A 16,699-nucleotide genomic window follows, 5' to 3' on the forward strand; every position below is an offset into this window, starting at 1 on the left:
GACGGAGACGCGCATGAACGTGCCCTACCAGATTCCCGGCCGTGCCCCGGACGAAGGCCGCAACCAGAACGTTTCGCAATACTGGCGCGAGCGTTTCACCGAGGAGCCGTATTACGCCGAAGGTGATCGCTACGAAGATTATGAAGCCGCATATCTTGCCGGCCACGATGCACGCGTGCGCGATATGGCGCGCGCCTACGATCAGGTGGAAGCCGAGCTGCATCGTGACTGGGATGCCAATCGTGGGTCTTCATCGTTGAGCTGGAGCAAGGCCCGCCATGCAGTGCGGCGCGCATGGGAAAGCGCTGCAGAGTTTGTCAGCGGCGATGACCACGCCAAGAACGCAGAACGCCACCGTTGAGGTGGCGTTTCGCTTTAACGCTTACCAGCTGGTGCAGTGTCAGTCCAGCGCAGGCGGGACGGCGCGGCTCGTTGACCCCGCCGGGCCATCCATCGCATCACGCGTGTTCTTCTGCACCGCGACCGCGCCAAACAGGCTCAGTGCGTACGCCATCGCATAGAAGCCCTTTTCGCTGAGCAACAGTGTTGCGTTGAACAAGCCGATGGTCAGCAACAACAGCGCGGCAATCAGCGAGAACCAGCAGATGGCGTAATACAACCCGGTGACCGGAATACCATCGACACGGTCGCGCACACTTTTTTGCAGCGACACCGATGCAAACAGGCCGAACAACAGCAGGGTGAAGTAATAGCCCTTTTCGTTGAGCAGCATTTCGGCATTCCACAGGCCGACCAGATAGGCGCCGCCACCGAGCAGCAAGGCGGCCCACGATGCGGCGACAAAGGCAAACGAGGTTTTCTGCGTGACAGCCATGGAAACTCCTTTTCATGGTGAAGCATCGAGAGGGGACCCGGCGGTCTCGCAGATGGTGATCTACGACAAGGGCGGCCTGGACGGCGTCGTGTAAGGTACTTGAAAACCCGACGCGGGACACGTTGTGGGAGGGCTGCGACGTGACCGTGCCTCATCCCCTGGAGGACCTCATGTCAGTTCGACGTCTGCTTGCCCTGGCCTGCACGGCCAGCTTGTTTGCCACCGGCGCCGCACTTGGCGCACCTGCCACCGCGCCGGCAGCGTCCATTCCCAAGGCGCAATGGCCGTTCCAGGCCACCACCGTGGCCGATTTCGATGAGCCATGGGCCATGACGTTCCTGCCCGACGGCAGCCTGCTGGTCAGCGAAAAGCGTGGCGCGTTGATGCGCCTGGACCTGAAAACAAAGCGCAAACGCGCCATTACCGGCATCCCCACCGTCGCTTACGGCGGCCAGGGCGGTTTCGGCGATGTGCTGGCGCATCCGCGGTTCGCCCGCAATGGGCTGGTGTACGTGAGCTACGCCGAACCTGGCGAGGGCGACGTGCGCGGCGCGGCCGTGGCGCGTGCCAAGCTGACATTGGACGCAAACGGCGGCGGCAGCCTGTCGGACCTGAAGGTGATCTGGCGGCAGGACCCGAAGGTGACCGGCAACGGCCACTTCGGTCATCGCCTTGCCTTCGGCCCGGACGGCAAGCTGTGGATCAGCTCCAGCGAACGCCAGAAGTTCACGCCCGCGCAGGACATGCAGGCCAACCTGGGCAAATTGATTCGTCTCAACGACGACGGCAGTGTGCCTGCCGACAACCCCTTCGCTGCGCAAGGTGGAGTTGCCGCGCAGGTGTGGTCGCTGGGCCACCGCAACATCCTGGGCATCGCGTTCGACAGCAAGGGCAAACTGTGGGAACACGAAATGGGCCCGCTCGGTGGTGATGAGCTCAACCTGATCCAGCGTGGCGCCAACTACGGCTACCCGGTGGTGTCCAACGGCGACAACTACGACGGCACGCCCATCCCGGATCACAACACGCGCCCGGAGTTCGCTGCGCCCAAGATCAGCTGGACGCCAGTGATTTCGCCGGCGGGGTTTGTGATCTACAGCGGCAAGCAGTTCCCGGCATGGCGCGGCAATGGCTTCATCGGCGGGCTGTCGTCGATGGCGTTGGTGCAGGTGTCGCTGGACGAACAGCCGCGCGAACTGGCCCGTTACGACATGGGCGCGCGCATCCGCGAGGTGGAGCAAGGTCCAGATGGCGCGCTGTGGCTGCTGGAAGACGAGGCCAGCGGCAGCACCGGCCGTCTGCTCAAGCTGACACCCAAGCGCACCGGCGCTGTCGAGGAAGATGCGTGAACCAGCGAGTTTGAGTAGGGGAGTCATGCCATCGCCACGCACGCATCGCGTGCTGGCGATGGTCATGATGCGAGGCGAAGCGCCGAGCGATCGGCGCTTTTTTCTGCGACCCGCACTTCAGCAGCATGCATGTCTTTCAACAAAAAGTTGGGCGCAGCGGCAAGCACATTGACGCTAGCGCTGATGGGCCGCCACGGGTTCGCATGCAAACGACGCGTGTGATCGTCACCTGACCTGAGTCACAGGTCGCCCATCCTCAGACCCGCGTTTCATCCACACAACCGAGTGACCTGCACTGCGGCAGGCCACGCCCACGGCGGTACCTCAGCGATCCAGCAACTCGAACGACACCGGCTCGCCACTCTTGGCCGACGCGCACACCCACACATCGAACAGCCCCGGCTCGGCGCCGAACACGCCCTTGTGGTTGGTAAACGCCAGCGCATCGCGCTGCAGGGTGAACACCACCTCCGCACTCTCGCCCGGCTGCAGCAGCACCTTGCGGAATCCCTTGAGCTCGCGCACCGGGCGCACGCGGCTGGCAACCCGGTCGTGCACATACAGCTGCACCACTTCTTCGCCGGCTACCGTGCCGGTATTGGTCACACGCGTGGTGATGGTCAGCGTCTGCTCCCATCCCAGCTGCGTGGTGCTCAGTTGCGGCGCCGCATACGCAAAAGTGGTGTAGCTCAAGCCGTGGCCGAACGGGTACAGCGGCTCGTTGGGCATCTCGCGCCAGCGCGCCTTGTACTCGGACAGTGTGGGCAATTCCGGGCGGCCGGTGCGCAGATGGTTGTAGAAATACGGCTGCTGGCCGGTCACCTGCGGGAAGCTGATCGGCAGGCGTGCCGATGGGTTGTAGTCGCCAAACAGGACGTCGGCCACGCCGGTGCCGGTCTGGGTGCCCAGGTACCAGGTCACCGCAATCGCATCGGCATCGCGCACCGCACCGCTCAGCGCCAGCGCGCGGCCGTTGCGCAACAGGATCACCATCGGCGTGCCGGTGGCGGCCACCGCTTCGGCCAGCGCCTGCTGTGCCGGCGGCAGCGTGATCTCGGTCCGCGACTGCGCCTCGCCGCTGAAACGCTGCGGCTCGCCCAGCGCCAGCACCACCACATCGGCAGCTTGTGCGGCATCGATTGCTGCGGAAATGCCGCCCGGCAACGGCTCTTCCAGCCCGCAGCCGGCCACCACGCTCAGGTTGTCGGCCGCCACCACCGCGCGCACGCCCTGCTCGAGCGTGACGTACCGTTCCTTGTCGCCGAACAGGGTCCAGCAGCCTTCGATGTTTTCGCGGTCCTGCACGAACGGGCCGATCAGCGCGATGTTCTGCCCGCTCTTCTTCAGCGGCAGCAGGTCGCCTTCGTTCTTGAGCAGCACGATCGAACGCCGCGCCGCATCGCGCGACAACGCATCGTGCGCAGGCAGATGCGCGGTATCGGCTTCGCGTGCGGGATCCAGCGAGCGATACGGATTGTCGAACAGGCCGATCGCCTCTTTCAGCTGCAGGATGCGGCGCACGCTGGCGTCCAGCGTGGCCATCGGCACCTCGCCGCTTTCCACCAGCGACGGCAGATGCGCGGCATAGAACCCGCTCTGCATGCTCAGATCCAGACCGGCCAGGAACGCCTTCTTGGTGGCGTCGCGCTCATCGGCCGCGTAGCCGTGCGCAATCAATTCCATGTCGGCGGTGTAATCGGAAATCACCACGCCCGGGAACTGCCACTCACCGCGCAGGATCTCGGTGAGCAGTTCGTGGTTGGCGCTGGCCGGCACGCCGTTGATGTCGTTGAAGGACGACATCACCGTCAGCGCGCCCGCATCGAACGCCGCCTTGAACGGCGGCAGATGCACATCGCGCAGCGTCTGCGGGGCGATATCCACCGTGTTGTATTCCATGCCGGCCGCCACCGCGCCGTAGGCGGCGAAATGCTTGGGCGTAGCCAGCAGGCAATCGTCGGCTTTGAGATCGCTGCCCTGGAAGCCGCGCACGCGCGCGGCGGCAAACGCCATACCCAGCACCACGTCTTCGCCGGCGCCTTCCGCGCCACGGCCCCAGCGCTGGTCGCGCGCAATGTCCACCGCAGGTGCATAGGTCCAGTGCAGGCCGGCAGCGGTGGCCTCGATCGCCGTGGCCCGCGCGGTGCGCTCGGCCAGCTCCGGCTCGAAGCTTGCCGCTTCGCCCAACGGGATCGGGAACACCGTGCGCATGCCGTGGATGACATCGGCGGCCAGGATCACCGGAATGCCCAGGCGGCTTTCTTCGACCGCCACTTTCTGGATCTGCACGCCCAACGCAGCGCCCACACCATTGAACAGCGAGCCCACCCGGCCCTGGCGCACCTGTTGCAGCACTTCGTCGGCGTTGAGGACATTGGCCTCGGGATTCACGTCCGGCGCGAACGGCCGCACCATGTCGGCGAATACCCCGAGCTGGCCGACCTTCTCTTCGACGGTCATGCGGGCAATCAGGGAGTCGATGCGATCAGCAGCCATGAGATCCTTGAGAAAACGTTTACATGGCCGGCAATTCTAGCCTGATGCGACCATGATGGTGAAAGTCCCCACCCCGGTTCAGCCTCGGATTCAGCTGTTCGGGGCGGCAGTGCGACGCAGTTCGCGCAGCCGGCGGCGGACGGCGTCCCCAGCAGCGCCAGCGATCCCGGCAGTTGGATGAGCCCGGTTGCCGGCGGATCGGCCACCGCTCCAACTCGATACACCAACGTCTATTGCGCCAGTGGGAGCGCCAGATCAGCTACGGCTGCGCTCGATGATGACGCCCACCGCCTGCGCGCCGCGCACCGCGCCCGGCTTGCTCAACTTCAGCCGCAGCCACTGCACCTGAAATTCGTCCAGCACGATCGCCGCACACCGCTCGGCCAGGGTCTCCACCAACCCGAATTCCGACTGCTGTACGAACTCGATCAGCCGCTTGCTCACCGCCTTGTAGTTGAGCGTGTCGGCGATGTCGTCGCTGGCGGCCGGAATGCGGTTGTCGAACCCCATCTCCAGGTCGAACCGCAACGTCTGCCGGATCCGCCGCTCCCAGTCATAGATGCCGATCAGCGCATCGATGTCGAGACCTTCGATAAAGACTTTGTCCATTGAATAGGGAATCGGGAGTTGGGAATAGGGAATAGGGAATGGTGAAAAGCAAGACCAGCAACAGCGCGGCACAGAATGGACCGGAGAACGGCGTTTACGATTCCCGATTCCCGATTCCCGACTCCCGCGCCGCCGCCAGCGGCGGCAAGCTCGCCATATCCCAACGCGGCGTCACCTGCACCGCGGCATCGGCGTGCTCGCCGGCTTCCAGGCGCAGCGCGCCGGCGAAGGCAATCATGGCGCCGTTGTCGGTGCACAGGGCCGGGCGCGGGAAGCAGACCCGGCCGCCGCGGCGTTGCGCGGCCTCCTGCAGGCGGGCCCGCAGGCGCTTGTTGGCGCCCACGCCGCCGGCCACCACCAGGGTGTTGCAGTCGGCGGTGTCCAGCGCGCGCAAGCACTTGATCGCCAGCGTCTCCACCACTGCGTCCTCGAACCCGCGCGCGATGTCGGCGCGGGTGGTGTCGGATTGGTCGCTGCCGCGCCAGGCCAGCAGCACCTGGGTCTTGAGCCCGCTGAAACTGAAGTCCAGCCCGGGGCGGTCGGTCATCGGCCGCGCGAACTTGTAGCGCCCCGGCGTGCCGGTTTCGGCCAACGCCGCCAGCTGCGGGCCGCCCGGATACGGCAGCCCCATCATCTTGGCAGTCTTGTCGAAGGCTTCGCCGGCGGCGTCGTCCAGCGTTTCGCCCAACACTTCATACGCGCCCAGCGCCTTCACCGAGACCAGCTGGGTGTGGCCGCCAGACACCAGCAGTGCCACGAACGGCGGCTGCGGCGGGTCGTCTTCCATCAACGGGGCCAGCAGGTGGCCTTCCATGTGGTGCACGCCGATCGCCGGCACCTCCAGTGCCCAGGCCAGCGCGCGCGCTACCCCCGCACCTACTAGCAAGGCACCGACCAGGCCCGGACCGGCGGTATAGGCCACCCCGTCCAGCTCATCGATGCGCAACCCGGCCTCGTCCAGGGTCTGACGGATCAGCGGCAGCAGCTTGCGCACATGGTCGCGGCTGGCCAGCTCCGGCACCACGCCGCCGTATTCGGCATGCAGCGCGATCTGGCTATAGACCGCATGGGCGCGCAGCGCCGGCACGCCGGACAGCGCGGTGTCGTACACCGCCACCCCGGTCTCATCGCAGGATGATTCGATCCCAAGCACTTTCATGACAGTTCGGCAGGCAGGTTCATGGGCTGTATTTTCGCAGCTTTTGCCGCGCGCAAACCGGTCTCCGCAGGTATGCTGCGCAACCGCAGAATGGCCCGCCAACTGCGGCAGCACGCACGTTCCGGCGCCCTCGATCCATTCGATTGCGCCAGGGGCTTGCAGGCCGTTCCCAAGTCGTTATAATGCGCGGCTCGCCGGGGCAACCCGGAAATTCCGTCACGCGAGTCCGCTCGCACCCGCCCGGGGCTCCCGGACGGAAATCCCATTATCTGGAGAACCCATGCCCAGCGTTAAAGTCCGCGAGAACGAGCCCTTCGAATTTGCGCTCCGCCGCTTCAAGCGCACCTGCGAAAAGGCCGGCGTGCTGGCCGAGACCCGCAAGCGCGAGTTCTATGAAAAGCCGACCCAGGAGCGTAAGCGTAAGGCTGCCGCTGCTGTGAAGCGTCAGCTGCGTCGCTCCTCGCGCGACGTCACCAAGCGCCAGCGCTTGTACTGATCGATCGCGGTTCTTCGCCGGTGGGCAGGCGCTGTAGGCGCGGCCCCTCGGAGTCGAACCTAAGAGCCGGCACGCGCAAGCGTCGCCGGCTTTTTGTATTGGCCTGACGCGGCCGTGCGTGCCGAGGCAGTTGGCCCGGCGTACCGCGTCGCTGTACGCACGCCGGTCACCCGCCATCTTGGCGGCGCCTGTCGGCGATCCCCCTTACGTTACCCAGGAGTACAGCATGTCCCTCAAGCAACAGCTCACCGAAGACATGAAGGCTGCGATGAAGTCCGGCGACAAGCACAGCCTGGGCGTGATCCGGCTGATCAATGCCGCGATCAAGCAGAAGGAAGTGGACGAGCGCGTCGAAATGGACGATGCCGCCGTCATTGCCGTGCTCGACAAGATGGTCAAGCAGCGCAAGGACTCGGTGACCCAGTACGAAGGCGCCGCCCGCGAGGATCTGGCACAGATCGAGCGCGAGGAAATCGTAGTGATCGAGCGCTACCTGCCGGCAAAGATGGGCGAAGCCGAGATCGTGGCCGCGATCCAGGCGGCCGTCGCCGAGACGGGCGCCAGCAGCCCTGCCGATATCGGCAAGCTGATGGGCGCACTCAAGCCCAAGCTGGCCGGTCAGGCCGACATGGGCCTGGTGTCCACGCTGGTGAAGAAGCAACTGGCCGGCTGAGGCCGATCAGCCGACCTGCCCTGCGCCGATGGCCGGGGCATGCAGGCGGCGGGTGCGCTGCTGCTGCCGCGCGCGTCGAGCCCGCGTGGTGCGATGACGACGCGCGCCGGTGATGGGCCTTCGCCTTCCGAGGTGGATCGCAGCTTGGCGGTATGTGTGGCCCGATGTGTCGCACAGGTACGTCGGTCGCAGCGGCGAAACCATTGCCTCGTTGCTGCGAACGCAAGCTGCGCGCTGCCGAGTCCGCGCACATCGGTACGGCGCCGCACGTCTTCTAAGCCGCACGGCATCATCGACGCCGCAGTGCTGCTGGCACATCGTTGATCACTGATCCGTACTGCTGTTGCCACTGCCTTTTCCGTTCCGAGAACAACGGCGCGCAAGCGACGATGTGGCTCCGGCTCAAGCAAATGGCCAATGCACACTGCATCTGCGCGCCTCATACCGTTGGTTCGCCGTAAGTCCGACACTGCGCTGCAGTGTGGCAAGGCTCGCATCGATTCTTTTTCTGTCATACGCCTGCGCGCTATCGCAGACAGGAATCAACGCTGCGCGCTGAGGTCAACCAGGCATCGCGCGGCAGGCGCCGCAAGTGATGTGCAGCACTCAACGATGCGCAGATATTGGCCCAGCCGGCAGCGCGCCACCGGCACATGTCCGCACCTGATCTCGCAGCCATCGCTGCACGACATCCTCCAGCATCGATTTTTTCACCATGCCTTCGATCCCGCCCTGCTAGAACGGTGATGCCAGCGCAGGCGCAGGCCAGGCACCCCGCATACCGGCCTGGCCCTTGAATCCTGCACACGCCACGGTATGCGCCAAGGATTCTCCGCCGGTGACGACATTCTCCACCGAACACCTGCAAAAGCACCTGACCCGCGTGCAGCGCAGCCTGCCCATGGCGCTGTTCAACCGCTTTCTCGAAATCGACGTGATGACCCAGGCCGCGTCGTTGTCGTTCTATGCGCTGCTGTCGCTGGCGCCCTTGCTGGTCTTGCTGCTGTGGCTGACGGCCTCGCTGTATCCACCCGCGCAGGAAGCGCTGGTGCAGCAGATCGCGCAACTGGCCGGTGGCAGCGCGGCGGAGGTGGCCGATACGGTGATCCGCAATGCCACCGACCAGCCCGGTGTGGGCTCGCTGGCCGGGCTGTGGAGCACGCTGCTGCTGTTCATCGGTGCCACTGCGGTCTTTGCGCAGCTGCAGAACGCACTCAACCTGATCTTCCGTACCGACAAGCAGCGCCTGGACGGCATCATGGCGTGGCTGAAGAAGCGGGTGTTTTCCTTCGGCGTGATCCTGGCGCTGGGCTTCCTGCTGATCGTCTCGATGATCGCCACCACCGCCTTGCAGGTGGTCTTTGCCAGGCTGCCCTCTGTACTACCTGCTGTGGGCTATGTGACCACGCTGGCGTTGTATTCGCTGGCGTTTGCGTTCCTGTATCGCTACCTGCCCGATCGCACCGTCAATTGGCGCCAGGCCTTCGTGGGCGGCGTGATCACTTCGCTGTTGTTTGCCCTGGGCCGCTACGCGATCGGCGTGTACATCGCCAAGGCTGCGCCCGGCAGTGCGTACGGCTCGATGGGCACGCTGGTGATCCTGCTGGTGTGGATGTACTACGCCTCGGTGGTGTTCTTCATCGGCGCGCTGCTCACCGCAGTGATCGATGAGCGCGTACGCTCGCACCGCAAACTGCGCGACGCCGGCGTGGACCCGGAGCATCCGCCCGAGATCGTTGCTGTGCCGGCCACACCGGCTTCCACCGAGACGCCGTTGCGCAGCTGAGCCCAACCGTGGGCGCTCGGCTGCGGATGAAGACGCACTGAGACAGGCCCGAGCCGGGCGCGAGGGATTATCCTAGCGGGATGGCCCGCATCCCAGACGCGTTCATCGACGAACTGCTCGCACGCACCGACATCGTCGAGGTGGTGGGCGGTCGCGTGCCGCTCAAGCGCCAGGGCAAGGAGTATTCGGCGCGTTGCCCGTTCCATGACGAGCGCTCGGCCTCGTTCACCGTGTCGCCGACCAAGCAGTTCTATCACTGCTTCGGCTGCGGCGCGCACGGCACCGCGATCAGCTTCCTGATGAATTACGACCGCCTTGAATTTCTCGACGCGGTGGATGAGCTGGCCAAGCGCGCGGGCATGGAGATTCCGCGCGAGACCCAGCAGCGCACCCCGCAACAGCAGGATGACAGCCGCGAGTTGTACTCGGCACTGGAGGCGGCGACCAAGTTCTTCCAGCGTCAGCTCGAAGGCAGCGACCGTGCCCGCGACTATCTGGATGGGCGCGGCGTGGATGCGGAAAACCGCGCGCGTTTCCAGATCGGCTACGCACCGGATGGCTACAGCGCCCTGAAGGACACGCTCGGCACCGATGCGCGCCGCATGAGCGTGCTCGAACGTGCCGGGCTGTTTTCCAAGAACGACCGCGGGCATGTCTACGACAAGTTCCGCGACCGGGTGATGTTCCCCATCTTCGACCGCCGCGGCCGCGTCATTGCCTTCGGCGGGCGCATCATGGGCGCGCCGGCCGATGGCCGCGACCCGGGCCCCAAGTACCTCAATTCGCCGGAAACCGCGTTGTTCCACAAGGGCCGGGAGTTGTATGGCCTTTGGCAGGTGCGCCAGGCCAACCAGAAGATCGAACGGCTGATCGTGGTGGAGGGCTACATGGACGTGGTCTCTCTGTTCCAGTTCGGCGTGACCCAGGCGGTGGCCACGCTGGGCACGGCGACCACGCCGGAACACGCCGAGCTGTTGTTCCGCAATGCGCCAGACGTGTACTTCTGTTTCGATGGCGACAACGCCGGGCGCAAGGCCGGCTGGCGCGCGCTCGAGTCGGTGCTGCCGCGCATGAAGGACGGCCGACAGGCGTTCTTCCTGTTCCTGCCCGACGGCGAAGACCCGGACACCATCGTGCGCAAGGAAGGCGCGCAGGCCTTCGATGCGCGCCTGAAACAGGCCACGCCGCTGTCGCAGTTCTTCTTCGACGAAATGGCGCGCGACATCAACCTGCACACGCTGGATGGCAAGGCACGCCTGGCCGAGCGTGCCAAGCCGATGCTGGCGCAGATTCCCGAAGGCGCGTTCGGCGATCTGATGAAGCAGGAACTGGCGCGCATGACCGGCGTTGGGGCGAGCATGTCCGCGCAACAGTCCCCGCCAAAAGCGCGGCCGCCCGCGCGCATGGGTGCGCCCACGCAGAAACGCAGCCTGGTGCGTGCGTCGATCGCCATCCTGTTGCAACAGCCGTCATTGGCGATGAGCCTGGAAGGCGACCACGATTTCTCCGGTCTGCGCCTGCCCGGCATCGAGTTGTTGATGGAGCTGCTCGCGCTGGTACGGCAACGGCCGGAAATCAGCACCGGCGCGCTGCTGGAACACTTCGCCGAGCGCGAGGAACTGGTCGCGCTGCAGAAGCTGGCCGCGCAGGAGCTTCCCGGCGACGAGCACAGCTGGGCGATCGAGTTGCACGACGTCGTCGCCCAGCTCGACAAGCAATTGCTGCGTCAGCGCGTGGAAGAACTGCAGGCCAAACAGCGCGCGCAGGGCCTGGACAACACCGACAAGTACGAAATGCGCGAACTGCTCAAGGCGCTCGCAGCGTTGTGATGCCGCTACGCCTGCGCCACGCGGTCTGGATGCTCCTGCTGCTCGCTGGCGGCGCGCTGGCGCAATCAGCACCGCCCTACCGCCCGCGCGCGGTGCTGAGCGCCGGCCAGCCATCGCAGGCGCAATTGCGCGAGGCAGCCGCCAACGGCGTCACGACCGTGATCGACTTGCGTGGCCCGGACGAAGCGCGCGGCTACGACGAAACCGCAAGCGCGCACGCCCTGGGCCTGCGCTATGTGCGCCTGCCGATCCGCACTGCAGCCGGGCTCACGCCCGACAACGTGCGCGCGTTGCAGCGCGTGCTCGACCAACAAGCCCAGGGCAAGGTGTTGCTGCATTGTGCAAGCGGCAATCGCGCCGGCGCGTTGCTGGCGCTGCTCGCCGCACGCGAGGGCGCCAGTGCCGAACAGGCCCTGCAAATCGGGCGCGATGCCGGCCTGCAACCGTCACTGGAACCGGCGGTGCGCGAACGCCTGCCGCCACCGCCGCCGCAGTGACGCATCTGTTGCGCCGGCATCGGCCGGTGCAGCAGTGCATCGTAGAATGGTCCGCGACAGGCGCCTGCGCGCCGCCCCTGGGACCTCGATGAAGAAGCTGCTGGCGCGGTTGCGCATTGATCCATTCACCCTGGCGCTGCTGTGCACGGTTACGCTGGCATCGCTGCTGCCGGTCACCGGCACCGCGGCCGCGATCATGGACGACGTCACCGACGTGGCGATCGCCGCGCTGTTCTTCCTGCACGGCGCGCGGCTCTCGCGCGAAGCGGTCAAGGCCGGCGCGCTGCATTGGCGGCTGCACTTGGTGATTCTGGCCTGCACCTTCGTGCTGTTCCCGCTGCTGGGCCTGTTGTTCAAGCCGCTCGCGCATCTGGCACTGACGCCGGAGTTGTACATCGGCGTGCTGTTCCTGTGCGCCCTGCCCTCCACCGTGCAGTCCTCGATCGCGTTCACCTCGATGGCGCGCGGCAACGTGCCGGCTGCAGTATGCGCAGCCTCGCTTTCCAGCCTGTTGGGCGTGTTCCTCACGCCATTGCTGATGGGCCTGTTGGTCGGTAGCCAGGGCGCGATGGCGCACCCGGCCGAGGCGATCGGCAAGATCATGCTGCAGTTGCTGGTGCCGTTTCTGGCCGGGCATTTCCTGCGTCCGTGGATCGGCGGCTGGGTCGAACGCCATCGCGCGGTGCTGCGCTACACCGACCAGGGCACCATCCTGTTGGTGGTCTACACCGCCTTCAGCGCATCGGTGAACGAAGGGCTGTGGCAGAAGACGCCGCTGCCCGCACTGCTCGCCGTACTCGGTGCGGCCGCATTGCTGCTGACCGTTGCGATGCTCTCGATCACCTTCGTCGCGCGGCGCCTGCATTTCAGCCGCGCCGACGAGATCGCCATCGTCTTTTGCGGCTCCAAGAAAAGCCTGGCCACCGGCGTACCGATGGCCAAGGTCATGTTCGCCGGCGGCGGCCTGGGCGCGATCGTGTTGCCGATCATGCTGTATCACCAGCTGCAGCTGATCGTCTGCGCGTTCGTGGCTGCGCGTTATGCGGTGCGCGACCAACAACAGGATGCCGGCCACCACTGAGCCCGTCTCCCATGGCGACGAGGCGGCACTGACCGATCGCGTGCGCACGCATGTTCGGCCGTGCGCCGTCAGTCCGACCCATCCGGGCCACTGCGCTGCGGGTAACACAAGTTCGCATGGGCACCCTTGCCGTGTCCTCGGCAGCGCTACAACGCTCAGGACGCCTCTCGGCGCGGACGCCTGGCCGTTCGCCGGAGTGGTCGATCCTTTTGCCCACTGGTGAGTTCCCATGAAACTGTCCTGCCGACGCCCGCGCCCGCTGTCGATCGCACTGCTGGCGGTACTGGCAACCCTGACCGCCTGCGACAAGCCCACGCCGTCGGCGCACGCGCAGGCCAGTCCCACCGCCGCGCCCGCAGCGCACGCCGGCATTGCCTGGCGCGAAGGCGGGCTCGAAGCGGCGTTTGCCGAAGCCAGGGACAGCGGCAAGCCGATCCTGCTGTACTGGGGCGCGGCATGGTGCGCGCCGTGCAACCGCCTGAAGGCCACCTTGTTCCAGGATCCGGCGTTCATCGCGCAGACGCGGCACTTCGTGGCAGTGCATCTGGATGGCGATGCGGAAGGCACGCTGGACTGGGGTGAACGCTTCGGCATCAAGGGCTACCCGACCATCATCGTGCTGCGTTCGGACCGCAGCGAAGTCACCCGCCTGGCTGGCAACAGCGACACCGCGCGCCTGGCCGATGTCCTGCGGGTGGTCGCCACCAGTACCACCACCGTCAAACAACTGCTGGACAAGGCGCAGCATGCCCCGCAGGAACTGAGTGCGGACGACTGGGCCGTCCTCGGCAACTATGGCTGGGGCATGGACGACAGTCTGGTCAAGTCCGGCGAGCTGCCTGCCCTGTTGGCACGCTTGTCCGAAAGAGCGCCGCAACCGAGCTTGCGGCGCCGTTTTGCGCTGGCGGCGATCGTCGCACCGGAGGACCCGCCCACTCCCAGTCCTGCCAATCGCGCCGTGCTGGAAGCGATTCTGGCCGATCCGGCCGAAGTGCGAGCCAATCTGAGCACGCTGAATTACGTGCCCGCATGGCTGGTCAAGGCGGGCAGCACCGATGCCGGCCAACGTGCCAGCTTGTCGGCCAAGCTGGATCAAGCATTGGACGCGGTCTATGCAGATCCCGGCGTGCCGATCAACGACCGGCTGGAAACCGCCTTTGCGAAAATCGAGCTCGCGCGCCTCGCCCAGGGACAGCCGACCGAGACCGCGCCGAAGGAACCGCAACCACCGCTACCGGCGGCGGTCGTGGAGACGGTGCATCAGCGTGTGCAGACGATAGTGGCTGCAGCCAGGACCGCCGAGGAGCATCAATCCATCACCGACAGCGCAGCCGCGTTGCTGAGCGAGGTGGGCGACAGCAGCGGCGCCGAGCAATTGCTGCTGGCCGAAGTCGGACGCAGCAAGACCCCGTATTACTACATGCCACGCCTCTCCCAGCTCGCCGAAGAACGCGGCGATCGCAAGACCGCGTTGTCCTGGCTCAAGAAGAACTACACCACTGCCAGCAGCCCCGTCGCGCGCGCGCAGTCGGGCGCGCGGTATGCAGATGGGCTGATCCGGCTCAGCCCCGAGGACAGTGCCGCCATCGAAGCGGTAGCCACCCAGGCGATCGGCGCGCTGGCAGCACAATCGGATGCCGACCGCCAGCGCAGCCGTAAGCGCTTTGCCCGGCTTGGGAGCGCGCTGAAGACCTGGAGCAAGCAGCATCAGCAGGAAGGCACTGCAGTGCTGGCGCGATTGCGGCAGAAAATGCAGGCCAGCTGCGGCGGCAAGAACACCAGCGAGTGCACCAGCTGGCTGAGTTGAGCCGTCGCAACGGTCGCGGCTAGCGCACCCACGGCAGCAGCAGATGATCCACCATCAAGAACGCGAACAACGCCATCAGATAGACCACGGAGTAGCCGAACATCTTCATCGAAAACAGTTCGTCCGGCGGGTCGAGCATGCGCCACGCGTACCAGAGAAACACCGCGTTGAGCACCACCGCACCGCCGAGGTAGAACACCCCGCTCATGCCCACGGCCACCGGCAGCAGCGTCACGATGGCCAGCAGCACGGTGTACACCAGGATCTGCTTGCGCGTATGCGGCACGCCATGGGTCACCGGCAACATCGGGATCGCCGCCTTGGCGTAATCGGCACGCCGAAAGATGGCCAGGGCCCAGAAATGCGGCGGGGTCCAGATGAAGATGATCAACACCAGCAGCGAGGCATTGATCCAGTCGGCGCTGGTGGGCAAACCGGTCACTGCCGCCCAGCCCAGCATCGGCGGCGTGGCACCGGCCAGCCCACCGATCACGATGTTCTGCGAGGTCGCGCGCTTGAGATACACGGTGTAGATCACCGCATAGCCGATCAGCGAGGCAAAGGTGAGCACGGCGGTGATGACGTTCACCCAGACCACCAGGATGGTCATCGAGATCACGATCAACACGCTGGCGAAGGCCAGCACCTGCGCGGGCCGTACCTTGCCCACCACCAACGGGCGCCAGGAGGTGCGGGCCATCTGCGCGTCGATCTTGGCGTCGAGTAACTGATTGATGGCCGCCGCCGCCGATGCCGCCAGCCAGATACCCAAAAAGCCGAGCGCGCCGGTGCGTACCTGTAGCCAGGTCGGCATGCCGGGAATGGCCAGGAACATGCCGACCAGCGCGGTGAACACGATCAGTGCCACCACCTTCGGCTTGGTCAGGTCCCAATAGTCGCGTGCGCTGACAGCCATCATCACTCCGGCGCGCGCAGCCGCGCCAACAGCGAGACCAGCACGAACAGCAACGCGACCGCGCCACCGTTGTGCAGCACCGACACTTCCAGCGGCAGCGCCAGCTTCACGTTGAGCATGCCCAGCGTCACCTGCACCACCACCAGCAACGCCAGCGCGCCGGCCCACACACGCATGCCGGGCGAACGCGACAGACGCCATGCCAGCCACCACAGATACAGCGCGGTGGCGATCGCCCACAAGCGGTGTGCCATCTGGATGGCGATGCGCGCCGCGCCGTCCAGCACGCCGCCCTCGTAGTCCACGCCGATCCCGCGCCAGAGCGTGAAGCCTGCGCGGAAGTCATGCGGTGGCCACCACTGGCTCACGCACTTGGGAAAATTGTCGGCAGACCAGCTGCCACCGCCACACGCCAGCGCCGCGTAGTTGGCACTGACCCAGCCGCCGAGCGCGATCTGCAGGCCCAGCACCGCCACGCCCAGACGCAGCAGCCATTTCAGGCGCGAAGCGTCGGCCAGCGTGATCGGTAGATGTGTCGCGCGCCAGGCCATCCACACCAGCAGCGAGAACATCAGCATGCCGCCGAGCAGATGCCCCATCACCACGATGGGTTTGAGCAGCAAGGTCACCGTCCACATGCCCAGCAGCGCCTGGAAGATCACCACCGCCAGCGTCAGCACGGCAGCGCGGGCCAGATCGATATTGCTCCAGCGCAGCGCCGCCAGCAGCAGGATGGCTTCGCCAGCGGCCGCCACGCCCATCGCCAGCCCGTGCCAGCCGGACATGTACAGCGGGATCGACAGCGCGACCAGCGCCGCGGCGGACACCACCTGCGCAATGCCGGCACGCCGGCGACGCGCCGCCAGTAGCGTCAGCACCAGCACTTCAACGCCCAGCGCGCCAGCCAGGAAGCGGTGCACCTGCTCACGCCAGGCCTTGTTCGACTCGAGCGGGCGGATCTTGCTGGCTACGTGCGTATTGGCTTCGTCGCTGGTCTGCGGCCAGGTGACGCGGCCATAACAGGTGGGCCAGTCCGGGCAGCTCATGCCGGCATCGGACAGCCGCACGAACGACCCGAACAGGATCGTGCTGGCCGTGAACAGGGCAGCCAGCCAGGCCATGCGGTGGAAGTGCCGGAACAACGCCGGTGGCGCAAACAGATTCAT

General features: G+C 65.9%; 15 protein-coding genes. 9 read left to right on the forward strand and 6 right to left on the reverse strand.

Annotated elements, in window-relative coordinates; genetic code table 11:
• Positions 1 to 13: 13 nt before the first annotated feature.
• Positions 14 to 361, forward strand: a complete 348-nt coding sequence (locus tag XCC_RS19745; RefSeq protein WP_019238041.1) for a hypothetical protein — start codon at positions 14 to 16, stop codon at positions 359 to 361.
• Between the two features lie 39 nt (positions 362 to 400).
• Here XCC_RS19745 and yiaA read toward each other — a convergent pair whose 3' ends face one another.
• On the reverse strand, positions 401 to 835 hold the full coding sequence (gene yiaA / locus XCC_RS19750) for an inner membrane protein YiaA (RefSeq protein ID WP_011038893.1): 435 nt from the start codon (positions 833 to 835) through the stop codon (positions 401 to 403).
• Between the two features lie 170 nt (positions 836 to 1,005).
• Here yiaA and XCC_RS19755 point away from each other — a divergent pair, with 170 nt between their 5' ends.
• A complete protein-coding gene (locus tag XCC_RS19755) occupies positions 1,006 to 2,184 on the forward strand; it encodes a PQQ-dependent sugar dehydrogenase (protein WP_011038894.1) in 1,179 nt (392 codons plus the stop codon).
• 324 nt (positions 2,185 to 2,508) lie between these two features.
• Here XCC_RS19755 and XCC_RS19760 read toward each other — a convergent pair whose 3' ends face one another.
• From XCC_RS19760 to tsaD, 3 genes are all read right to left on the reverse strand, one after another.
• A complete protein-coding gene (locus XCC_RS19760; RefSeq protein WP_011038895.1) occupies positions 2,509 to 4,680 on the reverse strand; it encodes a glycoside hydrolase family 3 N-terminal domain-containing protein in 2,172 nt (723 codons plus the stop codon).
• Between the two features lie 255 nt (positions 4,681 to 4,935).
• Complete coding sequence (gene folB / locus XCC_RS19765; RefSeq protein WP_011038896.1) at positions 4,936 to 5,289, reverse strand: dihydroneopterin aldolase; 354 nt, start codon at positions 5,287 to 5,289, stop codon at positions 4,936 to 4,938.
• A 94-nt stretch (positions 5,290 to 5,383) separates the two neighbouring features.
• Positions 5,384 to 6,448, reverse strand: coding sequence for a tRNA (adenosine(37)-N6)-threonylcarbamoyltransferase complex transferase subunit TsaD (gene tsaD / locus XCC_RS19770; protein WP_011038897.1), 1,065 nt, complete (start codon positions 6,446 to 6,448; stop codon positions 5,384 to 5,386).
• A gap of 280 nt (positions 6,449 to 6,728) precedes the next feature.
• On the opposite strand from tsaD, the gene rpsU reads away from it, so the two are divergent.
• From rpsU to XCC_RS19805, 7 genes are all read left to right on the forward strand, one after another.
• Positions 6,729 to 6,944, forward strand: coding sequence for a 30S ribosomal protein S21 (rpsU, locus tag XCC_RS19775; protein WP_002808376.1), 216 nt, complete (start codon positions 6,729 to 6,731; stop codon positions 6,942 to 6,944).
• A gap of 226 nt (positions 6,945 to 7,170) precedes the next feature.
• Positions 7,171 to 7,617, forward strand: a complete 447-nt coding sequence (locus XCC_RS19780) for a GatB/YqeY domain-containing protein (RefSeq protein ID WP_011038898.1) — start codon at positions 7,171 to 7,173, stop codon at positions 7,615 to 7,617.
• A gap of 838 nt (positions 7,618 to 8,455) precedes the next feature.
• Positions 8,456 to 9,403 carry a YihY/virulence factor BrkB family protein gene (locus XCC_RS19785; protein ID WP_019238042.1) on the forward strand — a complete coding sequence of 316 codons (948 nt, stop codon included), beginning with the start codon at positions 8,456 to 8,458 and terminating at the stop codon, positions 9,401 to 9,403.
• Between the two features lie 80 nt (positions 9,404 to 9,483).
• Entirely contained in the window at positions 9,484 to 11,232 is a 1,749-nt protein-coding gene (dnaG, locus tag XCC_RS19790; RefSeq protein ID WP_011038900.1) for a DNA primase, read from the forward strand.
• Positions 11,232 to 11,729 carry a fused DSP-PTPase phosphatase/NAD kinase-like protein gene (locus XCC_RS19795; RefSeq protein WP_029216874.1) on the forward strand — a complete coding sequence of 166 codons (498 nt, stop codon included), beginning with the start codon at positions 11,232 to 11,234 and terminating at the stop codon, positions 11,727 to 11,729. Before dnaG ends, XCC_RS19795 begins: the two co-directional genes overlap by 1 nt.
• A 46-nt stretch (positions 11,730 to 11,775) precedes the next feature.
• Entirely contained in the window at positions 11,776 to 12,810 is a 1,035-nt protein-coding gene (locus tag XCC_RS19800; protein ID WP_070698071.1) for a bile acid:sodium symporter family protein, read from the forward strand.
• 229 nt (positions 12,811 to 13,039) lie between these two features.
• On the forward strand, positions 13,040 to 14,617 hold the full coding sequence (locus XCC_RS19805; RefSeq protein ID WP_011038903.1) for a thioredoxin family protein: 1,578 nt from the start codon (positions 13,040 to 13,042) through the stop codon (positions 14,615 to 14,617).
• A 19-nt stretch (positions 14,618 to 14,636) separates the two neighbouring features.
• Here the strand turns inward: XCC_RS19805 and cyoE are convergent, their stop codons facing one another.
• Together cyoE and XCC_RS19815 are read right to left on the reverse strand one after the other, a co-directional pair.
• Positions 14,637 to 15,533: a heme o synthase gene (cyoE, locus tag XCC_RS19810; RefSeq protein WP_014506322.1), complete on the reverse strand. Its 897-nt coding sequence runs from the start codon at positions 15,531 to 15,533 to the stop codon at positions 14,637 to 14,639.
• Between the two features lie 2 nt (positions 15,534 to 15,535).
• A complete protein-coding gene (locus XCC_RS19815; protein WP_011038905.1) occupies positions 15,536 to 16,699 on the reverse strand; it encodes a COX15/CtaA family protein in 1,164 nt (387 codons plus the stop codon).

The organism is Xanthomonas campestris pv. campestris str. ATCC 33913, assembly GCF_000007145.1.
Lineage (GTDB): Bacteria > Pseudomonadota > Gammaproteobacteria > Xanthomonadales > Xanthomonadaceae > Xanthomonas > Xanthomonas campestris.